The 17,219-nt window shown below is 66.3% G+C and carries 15 protein-coding genes; 5 read left to right on the top strand and 10 right to left on the bottom strand.

Annotation, left to right across the window (positions count from 1 at the left end; genetic code table 11):
- Positions 1–82: 82 nt before the first annotated feature.
- The 5 genes from truB to nusA all read right to left on the bottom strand — a co-directional run bounded on the left by truB (position 83) and on the right by nusA (position 5,908).
- Entirely contained in the window at positions 83–1,027 is a 945-nt protein-coding gene (truB, locus tag OXC99_03610) for a tRNA pseudouridine(55) synthase TruB (protein MCY4624075.1), read from the bottom strand.
- On the bottom strand, positions 1,024–1,395 hold the full coding sequence (rbfA, locus tag OXC99_03605; protein ID MCY4624074.1) for a 30S ribosome-binding factor RbfA: 372 nt from the start codon (positions 1,393–1,395) through the stop codon (positions 1,024–1,026). Before rbfA ends, truB begins: the two co-directional genes overlap by 4 nt.
- 677 nt (positions 1,396–2,072) lie before the next feature.
- Positions 2,073–3,836: a translation initiation factor IF-2 gene (gene infB, locus OXC99_03600; protein ID MCY4624073.1), complete on the bottom strand. Its 1,764-nt coding sequence runs from the start codon at positions 3,834–3,836 to the stop codon at positions 2,073–2,075.
- Between the two features lie 76 nt (positions 3,837–3,912).
- A complete protein-coding gene (locus tag OXC99_03595; GenBank protein MCY4624072.1) occupies positions 3,913–4,206 on the bottom strand; it encodes a YlxR family protein in 294 nt (97 codons plus the stop codon).
- 94 nt (positions 4,207–4,300) lie between these two features.
- On the bottom strand, positions 4,301–5,908 hold the full coding sequence (nusA, locus tag OXC99_03590) for a transcription termination factor NusA (protein ID MCY4624071.1): 1,608 nt from the start codon (positions 5,906–5,908) through the stop codon (positions 4,301–4,303).
- Between the two features lie 567 nt (positions 5,909–6,475).
- Here nusA and leuS point away from each other — a divergent pair.
- Both leuS and OXC99_03580 read left to right on the top strand, forming a co-directional pair.
- A complete protein-coding gene (gene leuS / locus OXC99_03585; protein ID MCY4624070.1) occupies positions 6,476–8,953 on the top strand; it encodes a leucine--tRNA ligase in 2,478 nt (825 codons plus the stop codon).
- 31 nt (positions 8,954–8,984) lie between these two features.
- Positions 8,985–9,611 carry a hypothetical protein gene (locus OXC99_03580; GenBank protein MCY4624069.1) on the top strand — a complete coding sequence of 209 codons (627 nt, stop codon included), beginning with the start codon at positions 8,985–8,987 and terminating at the stop codon, positions 9,609–9,611.
- 308 nt (positions 9,612–9,919) lie between these two features.
- Here the strand turns inward: OXC99_03580 and OXC99_03575 are convergent, their stop codons facing one another.
- From OXC99_03575 to OXC99_03565, 3 genes are read right to left on the bottom strand one after another with little or no spacing between them, the layout of a single operon-like run.
- Positions 9,920–10,057 (bottom strand): hypothetical protein, encoded by a 138-nt coding sequence (locus tag OXC99_03575; protein MCY4624068.1) that lies wholly within the window; start codon positions 10,055–10,057, stop codon positions 9,920–9,922.
- A gap of 14 nt (positions 10,058–10,071) precedes the next feature.
- Complete coding sequence (locus OXC99_03570) at positions 10,072–10,263, bottom strand: hypothetical protein (protein MCY4624067.1); 192 nt, start codon at positions 10,261–10,263, stop codon at positions 10,072–10,074.
- A 20-nt stretch (positions 10,264–10,283) separates the two neighbouring features.
- Positions 10,284–12,110, bottom strand: coding sequence for a prolyl oligopeptidase family serine peptidase (locus OXC99_03565; GenBank protein MCY4624066.1), 1,827 nt, complete (start codon positions 12,108–12,110; stop codon positions 10,284–10,286).
- Positions 12,111–12,266: 156 nt separating this feature from the next.
- On the opposite strand from OXC99_03565, the gene OXC99_03560 reads away from it, so the two are divergent.
- Complete coding sequence (locus OXC99_03560; protein MCY4624065.1) at positions 12,267–13,367, top strand: hypothetical protein; 1,101 nt, start codon at positions 12,267–12,269, stop codon at positions 13,365–13,367.
- A 12-nt stretch (positions 13,368–13,379) separates the two neighbouring features.
- Here the strand turns inward: OXC99_03560 and OXC99_03555 are convergent, their stop codons facing one another.
- Complete coding sequence (locus OXC99_03555; protein MCY4624064.1) at positions 13,380–13,619, bottom strand: Lrp/AsnC ligand binding domain-containing protein; 240 nt, start codon at positions 13,617–13,619, stop codon at positions 13,380–13,382.
- 195 nt (positions 13,620–13,814) lie between these two features.
- Between OXC99_03555 and OXC99_03550 the strand changes: the two genes are divergently transcribed.
- Complete coding sequence (locus tag OXC99_03550) at positions 13,815–14,621, top strand: transcription elongation factor GreA (GenBank protein MCY4624063.1); 807 nt, start codon at positions 13,815–13,817, stop codon at positions 14,619–14,621.
- A gap of 32 nt (positions 14,622–14,653) precedes the next feature.
- Here the strand turns inward: OXC99_03550 and OXC99_03545 are convergent, their stop codons facing one another.
- Positions 14,654–15,988, bottom strand: coding sequence for a replication-associated recombination protein A (locus tag OXC99_03545; GenBank protein MCY4624062.1), 1,335 nt, complete (start codon positions 15,986–15,988; stop codon positions 14,654–14,656).
- Positions 15,989–16,234: 246 nt separating this feature from the next.
- On the opposite strand from OXC99_03545, the gene OXC99_03540 reads away from it, so the two are divergent.
- Entirely contained in the window at positions 16,235–16,951 is a 717-nt protein-coding gene (locus OXC99_03540; GenBank protein ID MCY4624061.1) for a hypothetical protein, read from the top strand.
- Positions 16,952–17,219: the final 268 nt, after the last annotated feature.

The raw sequence follows: 17,219 nt of genomic DNA, 5'->3' as shown, positions 1-17,219 counted from the left end.
CGCGTCCGCCCCTGCCCTGGGTTCCCGCCCCCGTATCGGGGTACGGGGCAAGCTTCGCGGGAACGACGGGGTGGGCGTTGGGTTAGGGGCGGGAGGGTGCGCGGTGGCGGGTGGCTTGTTGGGTGGCGTCGAAGACTTTTTCCGGGCGCCACTGGCCGGTGGGTTTGTCGTAGCGGGCGAGGGCTATGAAGCGGCCGTCGTGGCCGTAGACGCGCCAGAGCTCGCCGTGCTGCGGGGGGTCCATGCCCTCGCGGCCGCCGAGCACGACGGAGCGGCCCGACTTCACGAAGGTCTCGAGCGCGCCGGCGACGGTCCCCGCGGGCAGGTTGGACACGACGATGTCGGGCGGGTGGACGAGGTCCATCCACGCACCGGCCTCCACGGCCTCCCTGAACCGGTCTGGCGTGACGGCGTCGTCCGACGTGAACGGGCCCGCGCCTCGCCGCTCGAGCTCGACGACGTGGCCGCCGCAGCCGAGGGCGACGCCGAGGTCGTGGCCGATGGAGCGCACGTAGACGCCGCGGCCGCAGACGATGTCGAGCACGACGTCCGGCGGCTCGTACGCCTCCAGAGTCAGGCTGTGAACGACGACCTCACGGGGCTCGCGCACCACGTCGAAACCGGCGCGGGCGAGGTCGTAGAGGCGCTCGCCGCCCTGCTTGAGGGCGCTGTACATGGGCGGCACCTGCTGGATCACGCCGCGGAACGCATCGAGGGCGGCCTCTACGTCGTCGCGGGTGACGGCGGAGGCGTCGGCGGTGGCGGTGACCGTGCCGTCGGAGTCGTAGGTGTCGGTTGTCTCGCCGAGGCGAACGCGGGTGTGGTAGCGCTTCACGCCATCGACGAGAGGGTCCATGAGGCGGGTCGCCTGGCCGAAGCAGATGGGGAGGACGCCGCTGGCGATGGGGTCCAGCGTGCCGCCGTGGCCGACTTTCTTCTGACCGGTGAGCCGCTTGACCATGCGCACCATGTCCATAGAGGTCTCACCGGCGGGCTTGTAGAGGTTCAGCACTCCGTTGACGGTCATAGTCTCCGTTCCTGATGCGCGCCGTGGCCGTCCGCCACGCGGTCTATGAGTTCAAGCATCTGCGCGCCCTGCTCCATGGAGCTGTCCAGCGCGAAGGTCAGCGCGGGCACCCGGCGCATCTTCACCCGCCCGGCGAGGCTCCGGCGCAGGAAGCCCTCTGCCGAACGGAGCCCGTTCATTGCGCCCGCCTGCTCCTGCTCCGAGCCCATGACGCTGACGTACACACGCGCGTGCTCAAGGTCAGGCGAGGTTTCGACGTGGGTCACCGTGGTCAGCGCGGCGACGCGCGGGTCCTTCAACTCAAGGAGCAGGAGCGAACTCAGCTCCTCACGAATAAGCTCATTGACGCGGCCCATACGGCGGCTCATGGCGGGGGGCTCCCTTTGGCGCAAATGGAACGAAGTTGGTGCACGACTGGCGTCTTGACATCCAGAGCAGCTCTAGAAGATTTCTAGGATGTCCCAATTGTCTTCCCACTCTTTGAGACGGTCTTCAGAAATGCCGTGGTGATCAGAGATGTTTCCTCTCGGTCTACGCCCTCCGGTGCGCTCCAACCATGCAGCATGGTTCGCCTTGATGTCTTGGCGTAACCAAGCATCGCGTACTACCCAAAAGCTGGGGGGCTCATTGTAGTCATTTGGTATGGAAACGAACGCCCAAAAATGTTCCGGCCTCGGATCCTTGTCACCCTCTGAGGCCCTTGAATGCCAATTGCCAGTTGGCCTTCCGTGTCGCTTGGTCCTGCCTGTCCTTTTCGTCTTGACCTGAATGTAGACAGTACGCGTGCGTCCGGCATTGGTTGCCATTATGTCGATTTCTGGCATATTGCCAGCGAAGGGAACCGCGTAGCACCCACGTCGGTTCAGTTCAGCTACAACGTAGTATTCGCCCGATCGCCCAGTCCTTTCATGAGCACCTCGCTTCGATAGACTGGAGGCATCTGAATCGGTCATGATTTTCCCTCGGTTAAGGCTGACGTGAAAATTAGCAAGTCAGATGACGCCGTTGTCCAGTCACACATAATGACGCCTCGTTAAGGGTCCCTTTAGCCGCGCTCTATGTGGAATGCCTCCAGGGTGTCCCCTTCCTCAAACTCCAGGAAGCCGTCGATGCCGATGCCGCACTCGAAACCCGCGGTGACCTCACGGACGTCGTCCTTGAAGCGCTTCAAGCTGGCGACGGGGCCGGTGTGGACCAGCTCGCCGTCGCGGTGGATGCGGACCTGCACGTTGCGGGTAAAGCGGCCATCGAGCACCTGGCAGCCGGCGATACGGTTGCGGCGGCCGAGGCTGAAGATGGCGCGCACCTCCGCATGGCCGTCAATGACCTCCCGGTCCACGGGCGTGAGCATGCCCTGCAGCGCCCGCTCAACGTCATCGGCGAGCTGGTAGATGATGTCGTACAGGCGAATCTGGACGCGGTGCTGCTCGGCAAGGGACCGGGCGCCCGGCTCGACGCGGCTGTTGAAGCCGAGCACGATGGCGTCGGAGGCGCTGGCGAGGAGGATGTCGCTCTCGGTGATGGTGCCCGCTCCGGCGTGGAGGATGCGCACCGTCACCTCATCCATGCGCGACTTCATGATGGTGCTGCGGACGGCCTCTATGCTGCCCTGCACATCGCACTTGAGGATGATGAGCAGCTCCTTGACCTCTCCGCTCTGGATGCGGGAGGAGACCTCCTCCATGGACAAGCCGTTGACGGACTGGGCCTCCCTGCGCCGCTTGCGGGTCTCCAGCAGGCTGCGCGCGGTGCGCTCGTCGGCGGTGACGAGGAAGGGGTCGCCGGCCAGCGGAAGCTGCGAGAGGCCGAGGACCTCGACGGGCGTGGACGGGCCGGCCTCCCGGATGCGGCGGCCGGTGTCGGCGATCATGGCCTTGACGCGGCCGAAGGTGTCGCCGACGACAAGGTTGTCGCCAACGTGCAGGGTGCCCTGCTGCACGAGGACGGTGGCCAACGGGCCCTTGCTCTTGTCGAGCTGGGCCTCGACGACCACGCCGCTGGCGGCGCGGTTGGGGTTGGCCTTGAGCTCCTGCACCTCGGTGACGACCAGCAGGTTGTCGAGAAGGTCATTCAGGCCGTCGCCGGACTTGGCGGAGACGGGGACCATGATAGTCTCGCCGCCCCAGTCCTCGGGGAGCAATCCCTGCACGGCGAGCTGCCGCTTCACACGGTCGGGGTCGGCGTCCGGGCGGTCCATCTTGTTGATGGCGACGACGATGGGGACGCCGGCGGCCTTGGCGTGGTCGACGGCCTCGGTCGTCTGCGGCATGCCGCCGTCGTCCGCCGCGACAACGAGGATGGCGACGTCAGTGGCGTGGGCGCCCCGGGCCCGCATGGCGGTGAACGCCTCATGGCCGGGGGTGTCCAGGAAGGTCAGCTTGTTGTCATGGGTCTCTACCTGGTACGCGCCGATGTGCTGCGTGATGCCGCCGACCTCACGCTCTACGACGTTGGTGTTGCGGATGGCGTCCAACAGCGTCGTCTTGCCGTGGTCGACGTGGCCGAGGATGGTGACGACGGGCGCGCGCGGCTCCAGGTCATCTGGGTCGTCCTCCGGGGGCTTGAGCGGGTCCTCGACCTCGGTGGAGGACACGTCCTCCAGCCTGCGCACGCGGTGGCCCATGGTAGTGGCGACGGTCGCCGCGGTCTCGAAGTCGAGGACCTCGTTGACCGTGGCCATGACGCCGGTGCGCATGAGGTTCTTGATGATGTCGATGGGGTTGGCGCGCATCACCTCCGCCAACTGGCTGACCATAATGGCGGGGGGCAGCTCCAGGACCAGGTTCAGGTCCGGGGCGTCAAGGGTCATTGCGCCGGGGCCCGGTCCCCTTCTGGGGCCGCGCCGTCGCGTGGGTCTGTTTGGTCTAAATGATCTGCGTGCCATATCAGTCCTCCTCGCCTACCCAGTCTTGGCCCTGTTCCCCTGCGTAGGCCAGCAAGGCGGAACGTTGGTCCGGTGGGATGGTGACTCTGAGCGTGCGCTCCAGCCTGTTTCGGCCGAGGCCCAACTCCCAGCATGCCGGGTCCTCGCACAAGTAGGCGCCTCTGCCGGACGCCCGGCCGGTGGGGTCGACGGCAACGCCGCCGTCCGGTTGCCTGACGATGCGCACCATTGCCCGCTTCCCGCTCTTCCTGCCGCACCCGCAACAGGTCCGGATGGGAATGCGTCTCGGCGTCATCGTCTGCACCTGCCCTTCCGGGATCCGCCCCCCTTGGTGTCCGAATGATGGGCCGCGCCTCCATGGACGCGGCCTCGACTAGCGATTGGTGAGCCTACCGCGACCGTTTGCCCTTCTTGGCGCGCGGCCTGTTGTCCGGGCCGGCGGGGGCGGCGTTGGGGTCCGGCCGGCGATCACGCTCGGCGCGCGCCCTTCCCCGCTCCGCAGGCATGATGTCCTCCGCGAACCGCAGGACGGAGGGGCTGCGGATGGTCTCCGGCAGCACCCATATGGAATCGTCGTCAACGGAGATGCCAGCGGGCTCCGGCTGGCGCTCTTCCATCTCCTCTTCCGCGGCCTCCTCGGCCTCCAGCCGGAGGAGCTCTTCCAGCTCGGCGTCCTCGTTGATCAAGACGACGGGCTCAGGCTCGGGAGCCGCCTCGACGACCGCTTCCGCTTCGGCGACGGGTTCCTCGACGGCCTCGGCCACCGGGGCCTCGACCTCGGGCTCAGCCTCGGCCTCGATGACCTCTTGCTCAACGGCTTCCACCGCGGTCCCGGCCACCGCGACCTCCGCCTCGACGATGGCCACGGCGGCGGCCCGGTTGTCTTCCAGGATGGCCTCCGCTTCCGCTGCCGCAGCTTCCGCGGCAGCCTCGGCCTCTGCCTCGGCGGCGAGGGCAAACTCGGACTCGCTCCGGATGTCGATGCGCCAGCCCGTGAGCTTGGCGGCGAGGCGCGCGTTCTGGCCCTCTCGGCCGATGGCGAGCGAGAGGTGCCGGTCCGGCACGATGATGAGCGCGGACTTCTCCTCATGCTCCAAATCGACCTTGATCACCTGGGCGGGGCTGAGCGCGTTGGCGAGAAAGTCGCGCATGTCGTCGCTGTACGGCAGGACGTCAATCTTCTCGCCCTGCAGCTCGTTGACGATGTTCTGGATGCGGAAGCCGCGCAGGCCGACGCAGGAGCCAACGGGATCGACGCCCTCCTGTCTCGCAACGACGGCGACCTTGGTGCGGGAGCCGGGCTCGCGGGCGATGGCCTTGATCTCGACGACGCCCTTGTAGACCTCGGGCACCTCGCGCTCGAAGAGGCGGCGCACCAGATTCCGGTGGGCGCGGGAGAGGATAAGCTCCGGCCCGCGGCTGCTCTCGGCGACCTCCGAGAGGTAGAACTGCAGCGTCGTGTTGGGGCGGTAGCGCTCGCTGGGGACCTCCTCATCACGGGGCATGAGGGCGTCGGCGCGGCCGAGGTTCACGACGACCTGGTGCGGCTCCACGCGCTCGATACGCCCGGCGATGATCTCGCCGACGCGGCTGGTGTACTCGGCGAGGACGAGCTCACGCTCGGCCTCCCGCAGTCGCTGCAGGACGGCCTGCTTGGCGGTCTGCGCGGCGATGCGCCCGGCCTTCGCGAAGTCGGCGATGATCTCTATGACGTCGTCTACGGCGGCGTCGGGCTTGAGCTTCCTGGCCTCGCGCAGGGTGATCTCGCGGCGGTCGTCCTCAATCTCCGCGGCGGTCTTCACCACGCGCTTGAGGATGTAGACGGAGACCTCGCCATCGCCGGGGTCAAGGCGCACCGAGAGGTCGTGGCCGGCGCCGACGCCCTCCTTGCGGTACGCGGAGACCAACGCCGCCTCAACCACGCCCAGCACAGTGTCACGGGGCAAGCCCCGCTCTGCGGCGAGTTGGGTCACAGCGATGAAAAAGTCGCTCTTCATTCCCAAGACCTCCCCCTACGGGCCCATATCAAAGAAAAAAGTGGGGCGAGCCCACTTTAACAAGTATATCGAGCATGTGCTCTTGCCCACGATTTTAGCAGAACGGGGGATGGGCTGCAATATTCGATGCGGACTTATTTCAGTATGCCGCTGCGAAATGGGCCTCGCTCGCCGCGGCCCCGAAAGGGCCCGGTCAATTTGACACTCCCGGCGGGCCGATGCTACGTTCTAATGCAATAGTCAAACGCGACGACGGGGAGTAGTAACGGCAAGCGTCGCAGCAGCGAGCCGGCGGACGGTGCGAGGCCGGCAGCGACAGCCCCGCGAACTCGCCCCTGAGCGGCGGCCCCAACGAGGCCCCACGACTTATCGGCGAACCGGTGTGCCGAATTGAGGGTGGAGGGCTCCCAAGGCCGGACGGTGGCGCCGTTATCGCCGGCAAGCGGTCGCGCACCCCAGCGGGTGCGTGGGCAATCAGGGTGGTACCGCGGGCATCGTGTTTCTGCAGCCCGTCCCTTTGTGGGGACGGGCGTTTTGTTTACTCGGGAGCAAGGAGACACAGAGGCTATGACACAGCAGCGGACTCGGCAGTCTGAGCTCAGGTGGAACCCGAGCGCCATCGACCGGAAGTGGCAACGGCGGTGGGCGGACGACGGCCTCCACACCGTGCGGGATGACGATCCCCGCCCCAAGTGGTACGAGCTCACGATGTACCCGTACCCTTCCGGCGACGTCCACATCGGACACTGGTACGCGATGGCGCCGTCCGACGCGCACGCACGGTTTCGCCGGATGCAGGGCTACAACGTGCTGCACCCCATGGGCTTCGACGCCTTCGGGCTGCCGGCGGAGAACGCCGCCATCCGGCAGGGCGTGCACCCGCACGAGTGGACGATGGCCAACATCGAGAAGATGCGCGGCCAGCTCCGCTCAATGGGCACGGTGTACGACTGGGACCGGGAGATCGTCTGCTGCCTGCCCGAGTACTACAAGTGGAACCAGTGGCTCTTCCTGCAGTTCTTCAAGGCGGGGCTGGCCTACCGCGCCCACGCGCCCGCCGTCTGGTGCCCATCGTGCCAGACGGTGCTGGCCAACGAGCAGGTGCTGGACGGGGCGTGCGAGCGGTGCGGCACGCCCATCACACGGCGCGAGCTGGACCAGTGGTTCCTGAAGATCACCGACTACGCCGACCAACTGCTGGACTCGTCGGGGATCACGGACTGGCCGGAGCGCATCCTGACGATGCAGCGCAACTGGATCGGGCGCAGCGAGGGCGCGGAGGTGGTCTTCGACATCTCGCACCTGGGGCTGGAGGAGACGTCGCTGCCGGTGTTCACCACCCGCGTCGACACGCTCTTCGGCGTGACGTTCCTGGCGCTGGCGCCGGAGCACCCGATGGTGGAGGCGCTCACGTCGCCCGAGCAGCGCGCAACCGTCGAGGCCTACGTCGCCGAGGCGCGCGCCAAGTCGGACATCGAGCGGATGTCGACGGAGCGGGACAAGACGGGCGTGCCGCTGGGCTCCTACTGCATCAACCCGGCCAACGGCCAGCAGGTGCTCATCTGGACGGCCGACTACGCCGTCGCGTGGTACGCCACCGGCGCGGTCATGGGCGTGCCGGCACACGACCAGCGCGACTTTGACTTCGCTACCAAGTTCGGGCTGCCCATCGTCACGGTGATCGCGCCGCCGGGCGCCACGGGCGAGGAGACGCTGGACGTCGCGTACACCGAGGCCGGCACGATGGTGAACTCGGGCGACTTCAACGGCATGCCCAACGACCGGGGCGCGGACGCCATCGCGGCGTACCTGGAGGCGCGCGGCGGCGGCGTGCGGACGCAGACGTACCGGCTGCGCGACTGGCTTGTCTCGCGGCAGCGTTACTGGGGCACGCCAATCCCGATCATCCACTGCCCCAATTGCGGCACGGTGCCCGTGTCCGAGGACGACCTGCCGGTGCTGCTGCCGGAGGACGCGGACTTCAGGCCGACGGGCGAGTCGCCGCTGGCGCGCAACGAGGCGTTCGTCAACGTCGCGTGCCCCCAGTGCGGCGGCGACGGGCAGCGCGAGACGGACACGATGGACACCTTTTTCGACTCATCGTGGTACTTCCTGCGCTACCTGAGCGCCAAGAACGACGGGGAGCCGTGGAACCCCGGCCAGGCCGGCGCGTGGGCGCCCGTCGACCAGTACACGGGCGGCGCGGAACACGCGGTGATGCACCTGATGTACGCGCGGTTCTTTACCAAGGCGCTGCGGGACGTCGGCCTGCTCAACTTCGACGAGCCCTTCCTGCGTCTCTACAACCAGGGGCACATCATCGCGGACGGGGCCAAGATGAGTAAGTCGCGCGGCAACGTCGTCGCACCGGACGAGTACGTCTCCACCCTCGGCGCGGACATCGTGCGGACGTACCTCATGTTCGTGGGGCCCTGGGACCGCGGCGGCGACTGGAGCGACGGCGGCATCAACGGCATCGCGCGGTGGTTCAACCGCGTGTGGGACATCTGGAGCCGCGACCCGTCCGGGCTGAACGGCTCCGACAACTCGGAGGGCAGCCGAGAGCTTCGCCGCAAGCTGCACCAGACGATGCGCAAGGTGTACCAGGACCTGGACGCTTTCAAGTTCAACACGGCCATCGCCGCGATGATGGAGCTGACCAACCTCATGCAGCGCGTGTGGGAGGACAACTCCGCAAGCGCCAGGGCGTGGAACGAGGCGCGCCGGTCGTGCCTCGTGCTGCTGGCGCCCATCGCGCCGCACCTGTCCGAGGAGCTGTGGGAGCGGCTTGGCGAGCGCCGAAGCGTCCACCTGCAGTCGTTCCCGGAGTGGGACGACGACCTGGCGGCGGAAGAGACGGTGACGCTCGTCGTGCAGGTGGACGGCCGGGTGCGCGACCGGCTCCCCGTCGCGCCGGACCTCGGCGAGGACGAGGCTAAGGAGATCGCGATGGCGCAGGCCAACGTGCAGCGCCACCTGGAGGGCAAGGAAATCACGAAGGCCGTCTACGTGCCCGGCCGGCTGCTGAATCTGGTTACGCGGTAGGACGCAAGATTTGACTGCGCTTCGGGGTTCCTTGAAGCAAATTGCACTGCTGCTTGGCGCTGGTCTCCTCTTTATAGCTGCTTTGTGGGGAATTCTGTGGTTGGTTGTGGATAGGGCAAGCGTCGAATGGACGGAGGCAGCCACCATTGTTCAAGGGGCGGGCACGCTTGTTGCTCTCTTTGTGGGTGGCGGATACGCATTCTACCGGTTGCACCTCCTTAGAACATTTCAGCCCCACCTAACTATTGAGCATGATGTCTCTCACCGCACGGTGGGCAATAACTATGTTCATGTCGCCGTTACCGCACATTTGAAAAACACATCGAGGGTGGCCATAGGACTGCACTATGGCACCACAATCCTTCAACAACTCTCACCAAACTCAGACCAGACGGTGGAGGATCTCTACAGGAAGGGGCGCGTTGACGAGGAACTCAATCACTTCTACTGGCCCTTCCTTGAACAGGTGGATCAAAGCTACGATAGAGATGCGGTTGTCGTCGAACCAGGCGGGTCCCACCCACAGACCGTTGAATTTGTCATTGCCAATACTGTCGCCTCAATAGTGATCTATACCTTTTACAGCAACATGAAGGCAGATGATAACCAGGATCGATCCAAGGGATGGTCTGCTACCACGGTCTACGATATACTCTAGCCTGTGCGGTCGGGTTCGAATTGGAGGGTTTAGTGTTCTCCATCAGAAGACTCTTTGCCAATCCGTCAAGGGCCGGAACTCCTATGAAGGAGATTCCACCGAAGCTCTTTGACCCCAATAAGCCTCCGGGTGGGCTGTTGCCGGATCAAGAGCCTTCAAACGCCGACGTTCGTCATATCAAAGAGGACGAGACTCCGTACGACAGCAGGAGCGACTAAGGCTGCACGCTCCTTTACCGCCCTACTTTTTCCCCTGAGTACCCCCACTGCTAGCCCTTCAGGTACAGGTCGAAAAATCTGCGACGTCGATCAGGGCTGGCGCACATTGGCGGGCGCGTCCACGTAGTAGCCGTCGTTGTGATGCACCGTCTTGTACTGCCGCTTCACCTCATACCAGAAGGCGCGCGACGCGTCCGACCACGGGCCATCGCCCTCGCCAAAGCCCATACGGGCGCACACAATCAGTTCTGGTCGATGATCATCTGACGGACGTGGGCGTCCATCATCCCCTTCATCGCCGTGAGCTCTTCCGGGCTCTTGCCCTGAAACATCTCGGAGTGCGCGTCCTCGCCGTGCGCCATCATGGCGGCGAGGAGATCGTCCGCTGTGTCCTGTTCCGTGGTCCAGTCGCAACCCTCGCAGGCCAGTTTCATGCTGCGGCATCTCTTTCTGTCTAGCCCTTCAGGTACAAGTCGAAGAAGTCCGCCACGTCAATGAGGAGCTGGCGCACATTGGCGGGCGCGTCCACGTAGTAGCCGTCGTTGTGGTAGACGTTGTGGTGCACCGTCTTGTACTGCCGCTTCATCTCATACCAGAAGGCGCGCGATGAGTTCGACCACGGGTCCTTGCCCTCGCCGTAAATGATCATCGTGGGCGCGGTCACGCGGTCGATCTTGTTCTGCGAGGACAGCTCAATCCAGAGTTCCTCGTTCTCCTCGAGTGGGCCGAACTCGTGGGCCTGCATCTTCTGATGACGGAGCTCCATCTCCCAGCGCAGGGCGGGCCAGTCGCCGTAGCCGGACATCGGCGCGGCGGCCTGGAAGGCGTCGGGCGCGTTGGTGATCGCGTACATGCTCAGGATGCCGCCGTAGCTGCGGCCCGTGATGCCCATGGCGCCCGGGTCGACGTAGCTCAGGCCCTTCATGTACTCGGTCCCGGCGATGGCGTCGTCGAGGTCGCCGCGGCCCCAGTCCCTGTCGTTCGCCTCCTCGAAAGCCTTGCCGTAGCCCGTGCTGCCGCGGACGTTCGGCAGCAGGACGACGTAGCCGCGCTGCACCAGGTACTGCACGTTCGGCTGGAGGTCGTCGAAGAACTGCAACGTCGGCCCGCCGTGGATGTACACGAGGCCCGGGTACTTCTTCGAGCGGTCAGGCGGGCTGTATAGATAGGCGTGGATGGTGAAGCCGCCGGTGCTCTCGTAGGAGATCTTTTCCGGCTCGATGAGCTTGTCCGCCGGCCCGCCCTCTGCACATGCGTGGGTGATCTGGCGGGAGGAGCCGTCCTCGACGTTGACCACCCACAGGTCGGCGGGGCGCGTCGGCGTGCCGTAGCGGAACGCGATCTCCCTGCCGTCCGGCGACCACTTCAGGTTCGTGCACATGCCGATGCCGGGGGCAAAGACCGCGCGCGATGTGCCGCTGCCCGCCTCGGCGACGCGGAGCTCCAGCGTGCCGTTGTTGTTCGCCGTGAACGCCACCTGCCGCCCGGCGGGCGACCACACGGCGTTGTCCTGCTCGATTTCGCCCGGGTCCAGGGGCTCCGGCTCGCCGCTGCCGTCCATGGGCGCGGTCCAGATGTTGATGTAGCCGCTGCGCTGCGACCGAAAGAGGACATCATTGCTGTCCGCGGACACGGACGGCGCGCCAAATGTCTTGCCGTAGGTGTAGTCAAAGAAGTCCGTGTCCGACACGACGATGCGCGCGTTGCCGCCGTCCAGGTCCATCACCATGACGTCGTGGTCTTCCCACGTGTCGTTGAGGCGCAGGTAGGCGATCTGCCCGCCGTTGGGGGTGAAGACGGGCATTACGGCGTTCAGGGGCCCGCCCGTCAGCTTGTGGTGCTTACCGGTGGGGACGTCGACGGTGTAGATGTCGTAGGAGCCGGCGCGGCTGCAGGAAACGGCGATGCACGAGCCGTCCGGCGACCACATCGCGGAGTGGATGAGGGCGCCAAGCCGCGACAGCCGGAACTCCTCGTCGCCGTTGACGGGCGCGAGCCAGACCTCGTCCGTGCCGCTCTTGCGGGAGACGTAGGAGAGGTAGTCGCCGGTGGGCGCCCACAGGGGCGCGCGGGTGGCGAGGAAGTTGACGTCGCCGATGTTGACGGTCATGCGCACGGGGAAGCCACCCTGCGCGGACACTTTGTAGAGGTTGGGCGGCCCGCCAAGTGTGCCGACGAAGGCGAGGTTCTTGCCGTCGGGCGACCACTGCGGCGTCTCCGCGCCGACGACGGGTCTGATCGACAGGATCTGGTCAATCGTGGGTGCGCTTCCGTTGGCCATGGCATCCCCCTTGTTTTCAGCTTGGCGAGGGGAAGGCTAGCACCAGCGTAGGCGTCGGTCAAACGGCGCGCGGCTGTTGCCCAAGGCCGCCCTCCGCTATGCTGTCCGTGCGCCGCTCGGGTCAGCGGGCGGCGTCACCAACGCGGGGGAGAGCGCATGAGCATCGACGCAGACCGGGCGCTGCAGATCCTGGCCGACCTGGGAGGCCTGCCCGCCGTTTCGTTCCACGAGGGGCTGGTGTCGGACTACGTGAAGCGCGCGGTTGCCGGACTCGGCCTCGATGTGAAGACCGACCAGTACGGCAATATCATCGTGCGGGTGCAGGGGACGGTGGCCGGCGTGCCGCCCATCGCCTTCATGGCGCACATGGACCACCCCGGCTTCGAGGCGGTGGAGGTGCGGGAGGGCGCGCTCGTCGCGGAGGCGCGCGGCGGCGTGCCGCCCGTGTCCCTGACGGAGCCTGCGGATATCGAGATCGTCGAGCGGTCCGGCGCGCGGCGCAAGGGGCGGCTCGGCGGGCCGGCCGGCGCGCCGGAGGAACGGCGCGTGCTGGTGCACACGGACGACGCGGCGAGCGTGCCGCTGCCCGCGACGGTCGTGTTCGACCTCGTGGACTTCGAGCGGCGGGACGACTTGCTGCACATGCGCGCCGCCGACGACCTCGCCGGGTGCGGCGCCATCCTCTCGGCGCTGCACGGCATCATGGCATCGCCGGTGGAGGGCGACGTCTACGGCGTGTTCACGCGGGCGGAGGAGGTCGGACTGATCGGGGCGCGGCTGATGGCACAGGAGCACAGCCTGCCCAGGGACTGCCTCATTGTATCGCTGGAGTCGAGCCGCGAGCTGCCGGGGGCTGTGCAGGGCGCGGGGCCGGTGATCCGCGTCGGCGACGCCACGTTCACGTTCAGCGCGGAGGCCGAGCAGGCGCTGCACGTCGCGAGACGCAGCCTTGTCGAGCGGGAGCCGGACACGAGGGTGCAGCGGCAACTGATGAGCGGCGGCACGTGCGAGGCGAGCGGGTTCGCGGCGTTCGGCTACGCGACGACGGGAATTGCCTTCCCGCTGGGCAACTACCACAACGCGACGCCCGAGGGCGGCATTGGCGCGGAGTACATCCACGCGGACGACTACCTGACGGGCGTTCGGCTGGTGGAGGAGGCCGCGCGCAGCGTCAGGCTCCGCAGGACATCGCCGGCGTGGACGCGGCTCGCGGCGGTGCCGGCCGGCCCGCAGGCGCGCCTCCGGCAGCCGGCGTAGGCGGCGTTTCGGCTAGCCGACGCTGACGGAGAGGCAGGTCACCGTGCGGTTGACGCCGCCGATGGTGTGGACCTTGTCCGTGACGATCTCGCCGACGGAGTTGAGGTCGTTGGCGGAGATCACGGCGATGATGTCGTAGGGGCCCGTGACGGCGTCGACCGCCGCCACGCCCGCCACACCCGAGAGCGAGCTCATTACGTCGCGCGTCTTGCCAACCGCGGTCTCAATCAGTACATATGCCTTGGTCGCCATCGGTCAACCTCCCTGGTGTTGTTGGCGCGGCCACACGGCCGCGGCCGTGTGGCCGTCGCAAAATGGGCGAAAGGCCCTGATTTCAAGCGCCTCATTCTATGGTTGGCCTATCTACGTGTCAACCGATCCTTGTTTGACACTGGTTTCAGGCGGCACGTAGAATGACCGCAGACGCAACGTAAGGGAGGGTACGCCGTGCCGGAACTTGGAACGATCGTGACACTGAGCGCCGCCGTCGACGAGTACCTCGGCGGACGAAAGAACGGTTCCGAGCTCAGGCAGGCTTTGACGCGATTCCTCCGGTGGTTCGGCGACGACCGAAGCGTGACCTCCATCACCCCCGCAGACCTGGAAGTCTTCTCACTTGAAGCTTCAGCCGAAACGCTGGGCGGCAGCGAGCGCATCAAGGCCGTCCGCGACTTCCTGCAGCACGCACGGAAGTCGGGCATCGTCGAATCCAACCTGTCGCAGCACGTCAAGCTGCGCAGGCCGTCGAAGCAGTCGCGCACAAAGACGGCGCGTCCCGGCATGCTGGAGCCCGAGATCGTGCGGCTCACGGCCGAGGGCCACGCCGAGCTCCTCCGGCTGGTGGACCATCTCAAGGACGAGCTGGCCAGCAACGCCAAGGAGATCCAGCGCGCCGCCGCCGACAAGGACGTGCGGGAGAACGCGCCGCTGGAGGCCGCTCGCGAGTACCAGGGGCAGCTTACCGCCCGGTTGCGCGTCACGGAGGACACCCTCTCCAAGGCCCGTATTCTTGACAAGAGCGAGGGCAACGGGCAGGAGGTCCGTCACGGCAGCACCTTCAAGCTGCAGGACGTCGACTCCGGCACGGAGCTTGAGTGGACCATCGTGGACCCGCGAGAGGCCGACCTGATGGCCCGCAAGATCTCGACAAGCTCGCCGGTGGGCGAGGCTGTGCTGGGCAAGCGCATCGGCGATGAGATCGAGGTCACCGCGCCCAAGGGCGTGATGCGGTACAAGCTGCTGCACGTCGAGTAGAAGCCCCGGCCCGCGCTCCCCCGGAAAGCCCCCTATTCGGCCCCACTGCCCCGTTGACCCTTGCCCTTCGCCTCACCCCACCACTTGGCGACCCTCTCCGCAACATCACGTTCGTACCCCTGGTCTGACGGCTGGTAGTAGCGGTGGCCCTTCAGCCGTTCCGGGAGGTTCTGCATCTTCGCGAAGTGCTCCGGGTAGTCGTGGGCGTACTTGTAGCCCTCGCCGTAGCCCTGGCGGCGCATCAGACCGGTGACGGCGTTGCGCAGGTGGAGAGGAATCGGCAGGCCGCCGTGCTCGCGGACATCCTCCCGCGCCTTGCCGAGGGCTGCGTACGCCGAGTTCGACTTGGGCGCGGTGGCGAGGTAGACCGTGGCCTCCGCCAGCGGTATCGCGCCCTCCGGCAGGCCGATGAAGTGGACGGCCTGCTGCGCCGCGACGGCAACCGGCAGAGCGCCCGGGTCGGCCATGCCGATGTCCTCCGCCGCGAGGATGATGATGCGGCGCGCAATGAACAGCGGGTCTTCACCGGCGTCGAGCATCCGCACGAGCCAGTAGACGGCGGCGTCCGGGTCCGAGCCGCGCACCGACTTGATGAAGGCGGAGATGGTGTCGTAGTGCTGGTCGCCGGTCTTGTCGTAGTGGAGCGCGCGGTGCTGCAGCGCGTCCTCCACCGTGGAGAGGGTGACGGTGCGGACGCCGTGGGTGTCGGGCTGCGTCACGAGAGCGGCGAGCTCCAGGCAGTTGAGCGCCGTGCGGGCGTCGCCGCTGGCCGCGTCGATGAGGAGCTGGCGGGCGTCGTCCTCGAGGACAAATGTGTACTTGCCCAGGCCGCGTTCGGCGTCGGCCAGCGCGTGGTCGATGATGGCGCTGATGTGCTCGTCCGTGAGCTGGCCCAGCGTGTAGACCATGGAGCGCGAGAGGAGCGGCGCGATCACCTCGAACGACGGGTTCTCCGTCGTCGCGCCGATGAACGTCACCGTGCCCGCCTCGACGTGCGGCAGGATGACGTCCTGCTGCGCCTTGTTGAAGCGGTGGATCTCATCGACGAAGAGTATGGTGCGCTGCCCGTTCAACGAGAGCCGCTCCCGCGCGGACTCGACGGCGCGGCGGAGGTCGGCGACGCCCGCGGTGACCGCGGAGACCGTCTCGAAGTGCGCCTGGGTGCGGGCAGCGATGAGGTTGGCGAGCGTCGTCTTGCCGGAGCCGGGCGGGCCCCACAGCAGCATCGAGGGCGCCTGATCGGCCTCGATGGCGCGCCGCAGGACGCGGTTGGGGCCGGTGAGGTGCTCCTGCCCCACGAACTCATCGAAAGTGCGGGGCCGCATGCGCGCGGCGAGTGGCGCATCGGCGTCGCCGCGCTGCTGCATCGCATAGGCAAAGAGGTCAGTCACGGTGCACGCTCAGGGGATGAAGTGGTGCAAGTGTAGGCGCGTCATGCGCGCGCCGCAAGCGACAAACAAGCCGGCGCTTTACGAGTATGCCTTTCCGTCCACAGGATGGCGCAATCTGCAATAGGTTGACGATTCCCGCAAGAATCATGCTTGAATACGCCTGTTTGTAGTGATACTGTTCCCTTGGAGTTACTGAGACTCACCTATGCGGAGGAGGCTGGGATGACGTTCAACAAGCTGGCTGGGCTATCCCTTGTGGTTGCTGTGGTCCTGGGCCTGGTTTCGTCGATGCTGACGCCCGGCGGATTCCTGATTGATCCCGCGGACTCCGCAGACTTTGCGGAAGCGGCCCGCATTATGGGCGACAATGCTCAAGTGGCCCAGATCGTGACAACGGGCTTTGTCATTGCCGCCATGCTCTATTGGTTCGGGTTGAGCACGCTGCAGCGGGCGTTTGAAGGCGGTTCAGTCATGGACCGGGTGTCCTCCTTTGCGCTGAAGGTCTTTCTGTTTGGATACGCCTTCATCATCGTCGAGTTGAGCCTCCGGCACGTTCTCACCCATGTGCTGGAGCACGGCGTGGGGAGCAGCGCCGCAGAGGAGCAGGTGATGGCGACGACGATCTTCACGACGTCGGTCGCCCTGCACTTTGCCTTCCTGTACGTGACGTCCATTGGCTCGGCGATCTTCGGCTGCGGCCTGGCGCGACGGTGTGAGGGCATGGGCATCTTCAAGCTGGCTGGATTGGGGCTGGCGCTCACCGGAGCCCTCAGCTTCGTCGTGCTGATGATTGCAGAACACGTTCCGGAAATCGACCTCAACGGTGTAGCCGTGTTCAGCAACGCCGTGCTGGTCTTCGGTTCCTTGTGCATCCTGGTCATCGGCATTGGGATCATGCAGGGACGCCGGGAGTTCGTTGGTGAGGAAGCCGCCGTCTAGGCAGCGCCTCGGTCCACGAAGCGACAGAGAAGCGGCAGCCCGTCCGCTCCGGCGCGCCGGAGCAGGCGGGCTGCCGCCTTTGCGTTCACTCAGTGCGGCTAGCCCCAGACGCGGCGGGCGGTGTCGACGATGAGCTCCAGCTTGCGGCGCTGGTCTTCCTCCGATATGAGATTGCCGTCCGCCACGGACGCGAAGCCGCATTGCGCACTGATGGCCAGCTGGTCCAGCCGCACGTGCTTCCAGGCCTCGTCGATGCGGCGGCGCACCT

The sequence above is a fragment of the Chloroflexota bacterium genome, from assembly GCA_026713825.1.
Lineage (GTDB): Bacteria > Chloroflexota > Dehalococcoidia > Lucifugimonadales > UBA1127 > UBA1127.
The sequence above is the reverse complement of the archived record's forward strand: the minus strand, read 5'-3'. Positions and strand labels throughout refer to the sequence as shown.

Coding starts and splice junctions, on each gene's coding strand:
- truB (MCY4624075.1), bottom strand. CDS start 1,027: ATGACCGTCAACGGAGTGCTGAACCTCTACAAGCCCGCCGGTGAGACC.
- rbfA (MCY4624074.1), bottom strand. CDS start 1,395: ATGAGCCGCCGTATGGGCCGCGTCAATGAGCTTATTCGTGAGGAGCTG.
- infB (MCY4624073.1), bottom strand. CDS start 3,836: ATGACCCTTGACGCCCCGGACCTGAACCTGGTCCTGGAGCTGCCCCCC.
- OXC99_03595 (MCY4624072.1), bottom strand. CDS start 4,206: ATGACGCCGAGACGCATTCCCATCCGGACCTGTTGCGGGTGCGGCAGG.
- nusA (MCY4624071.1), bottom strand. CDS start 5,908: ATGAAGAGCGACTTTTTCATCGCTGTGACCCAACTCGCCGCAGAGCGG.
- leuS (MCY4624070.1), top strand. CDS start 6,476: ATGACACAGCAGCGGACTCGGCAGTCTGAGCTCAGGTGGAACCCGAGC.
- OXC99_03575 (MCY4624068.1), bottom strand. CDS start 10,057: ATGGGCTTTGGCGAGGGCGATGGCCCGTGGTCGGACGCGTCGCGCGCC.
- OXC99_03570 (MCY4624067.1), bottom strand. CDS start 10,263: ATGAAACTGGCCTGCGAGGGTTGCGACTGGACCACGGAACAGGACACA.
- OXC99_03565 (MCY4624066.1), bottom strand. CDS start 12,110: ATGGCCAACGGAAGCGCACCCACGATTGACCAGATCCTGTCGATCAGA.
- OXC99_03560 (MCY4624065.1), top strand. CDS start 12,267: ATGAGCATCGACGCAGACCGGGCGCTGCAGATCCTGGCCGACCTGGGA.
- OXC99_03555 (MCY4624064.1), bottom strand. CDS start 13,619: ATGGCGACCAAGGCATATGTACTGATTGAGACCGCGGTTGGCAAGACG.
- OXC99_03545 (MCY4624062.1), bottom strand. CDS start 15,988: ATGCAGCAGCGCGGCGACGCCGATGCGCCACTCGCCGCGCGCATGCGG.
- OXC99_03540 (MCY4624061.1), top strand. CDS start 16,235: ATGACGTTCAACAAGCTGGCTGGGCTATCCCTTGTGGTTGCTGTGGTC.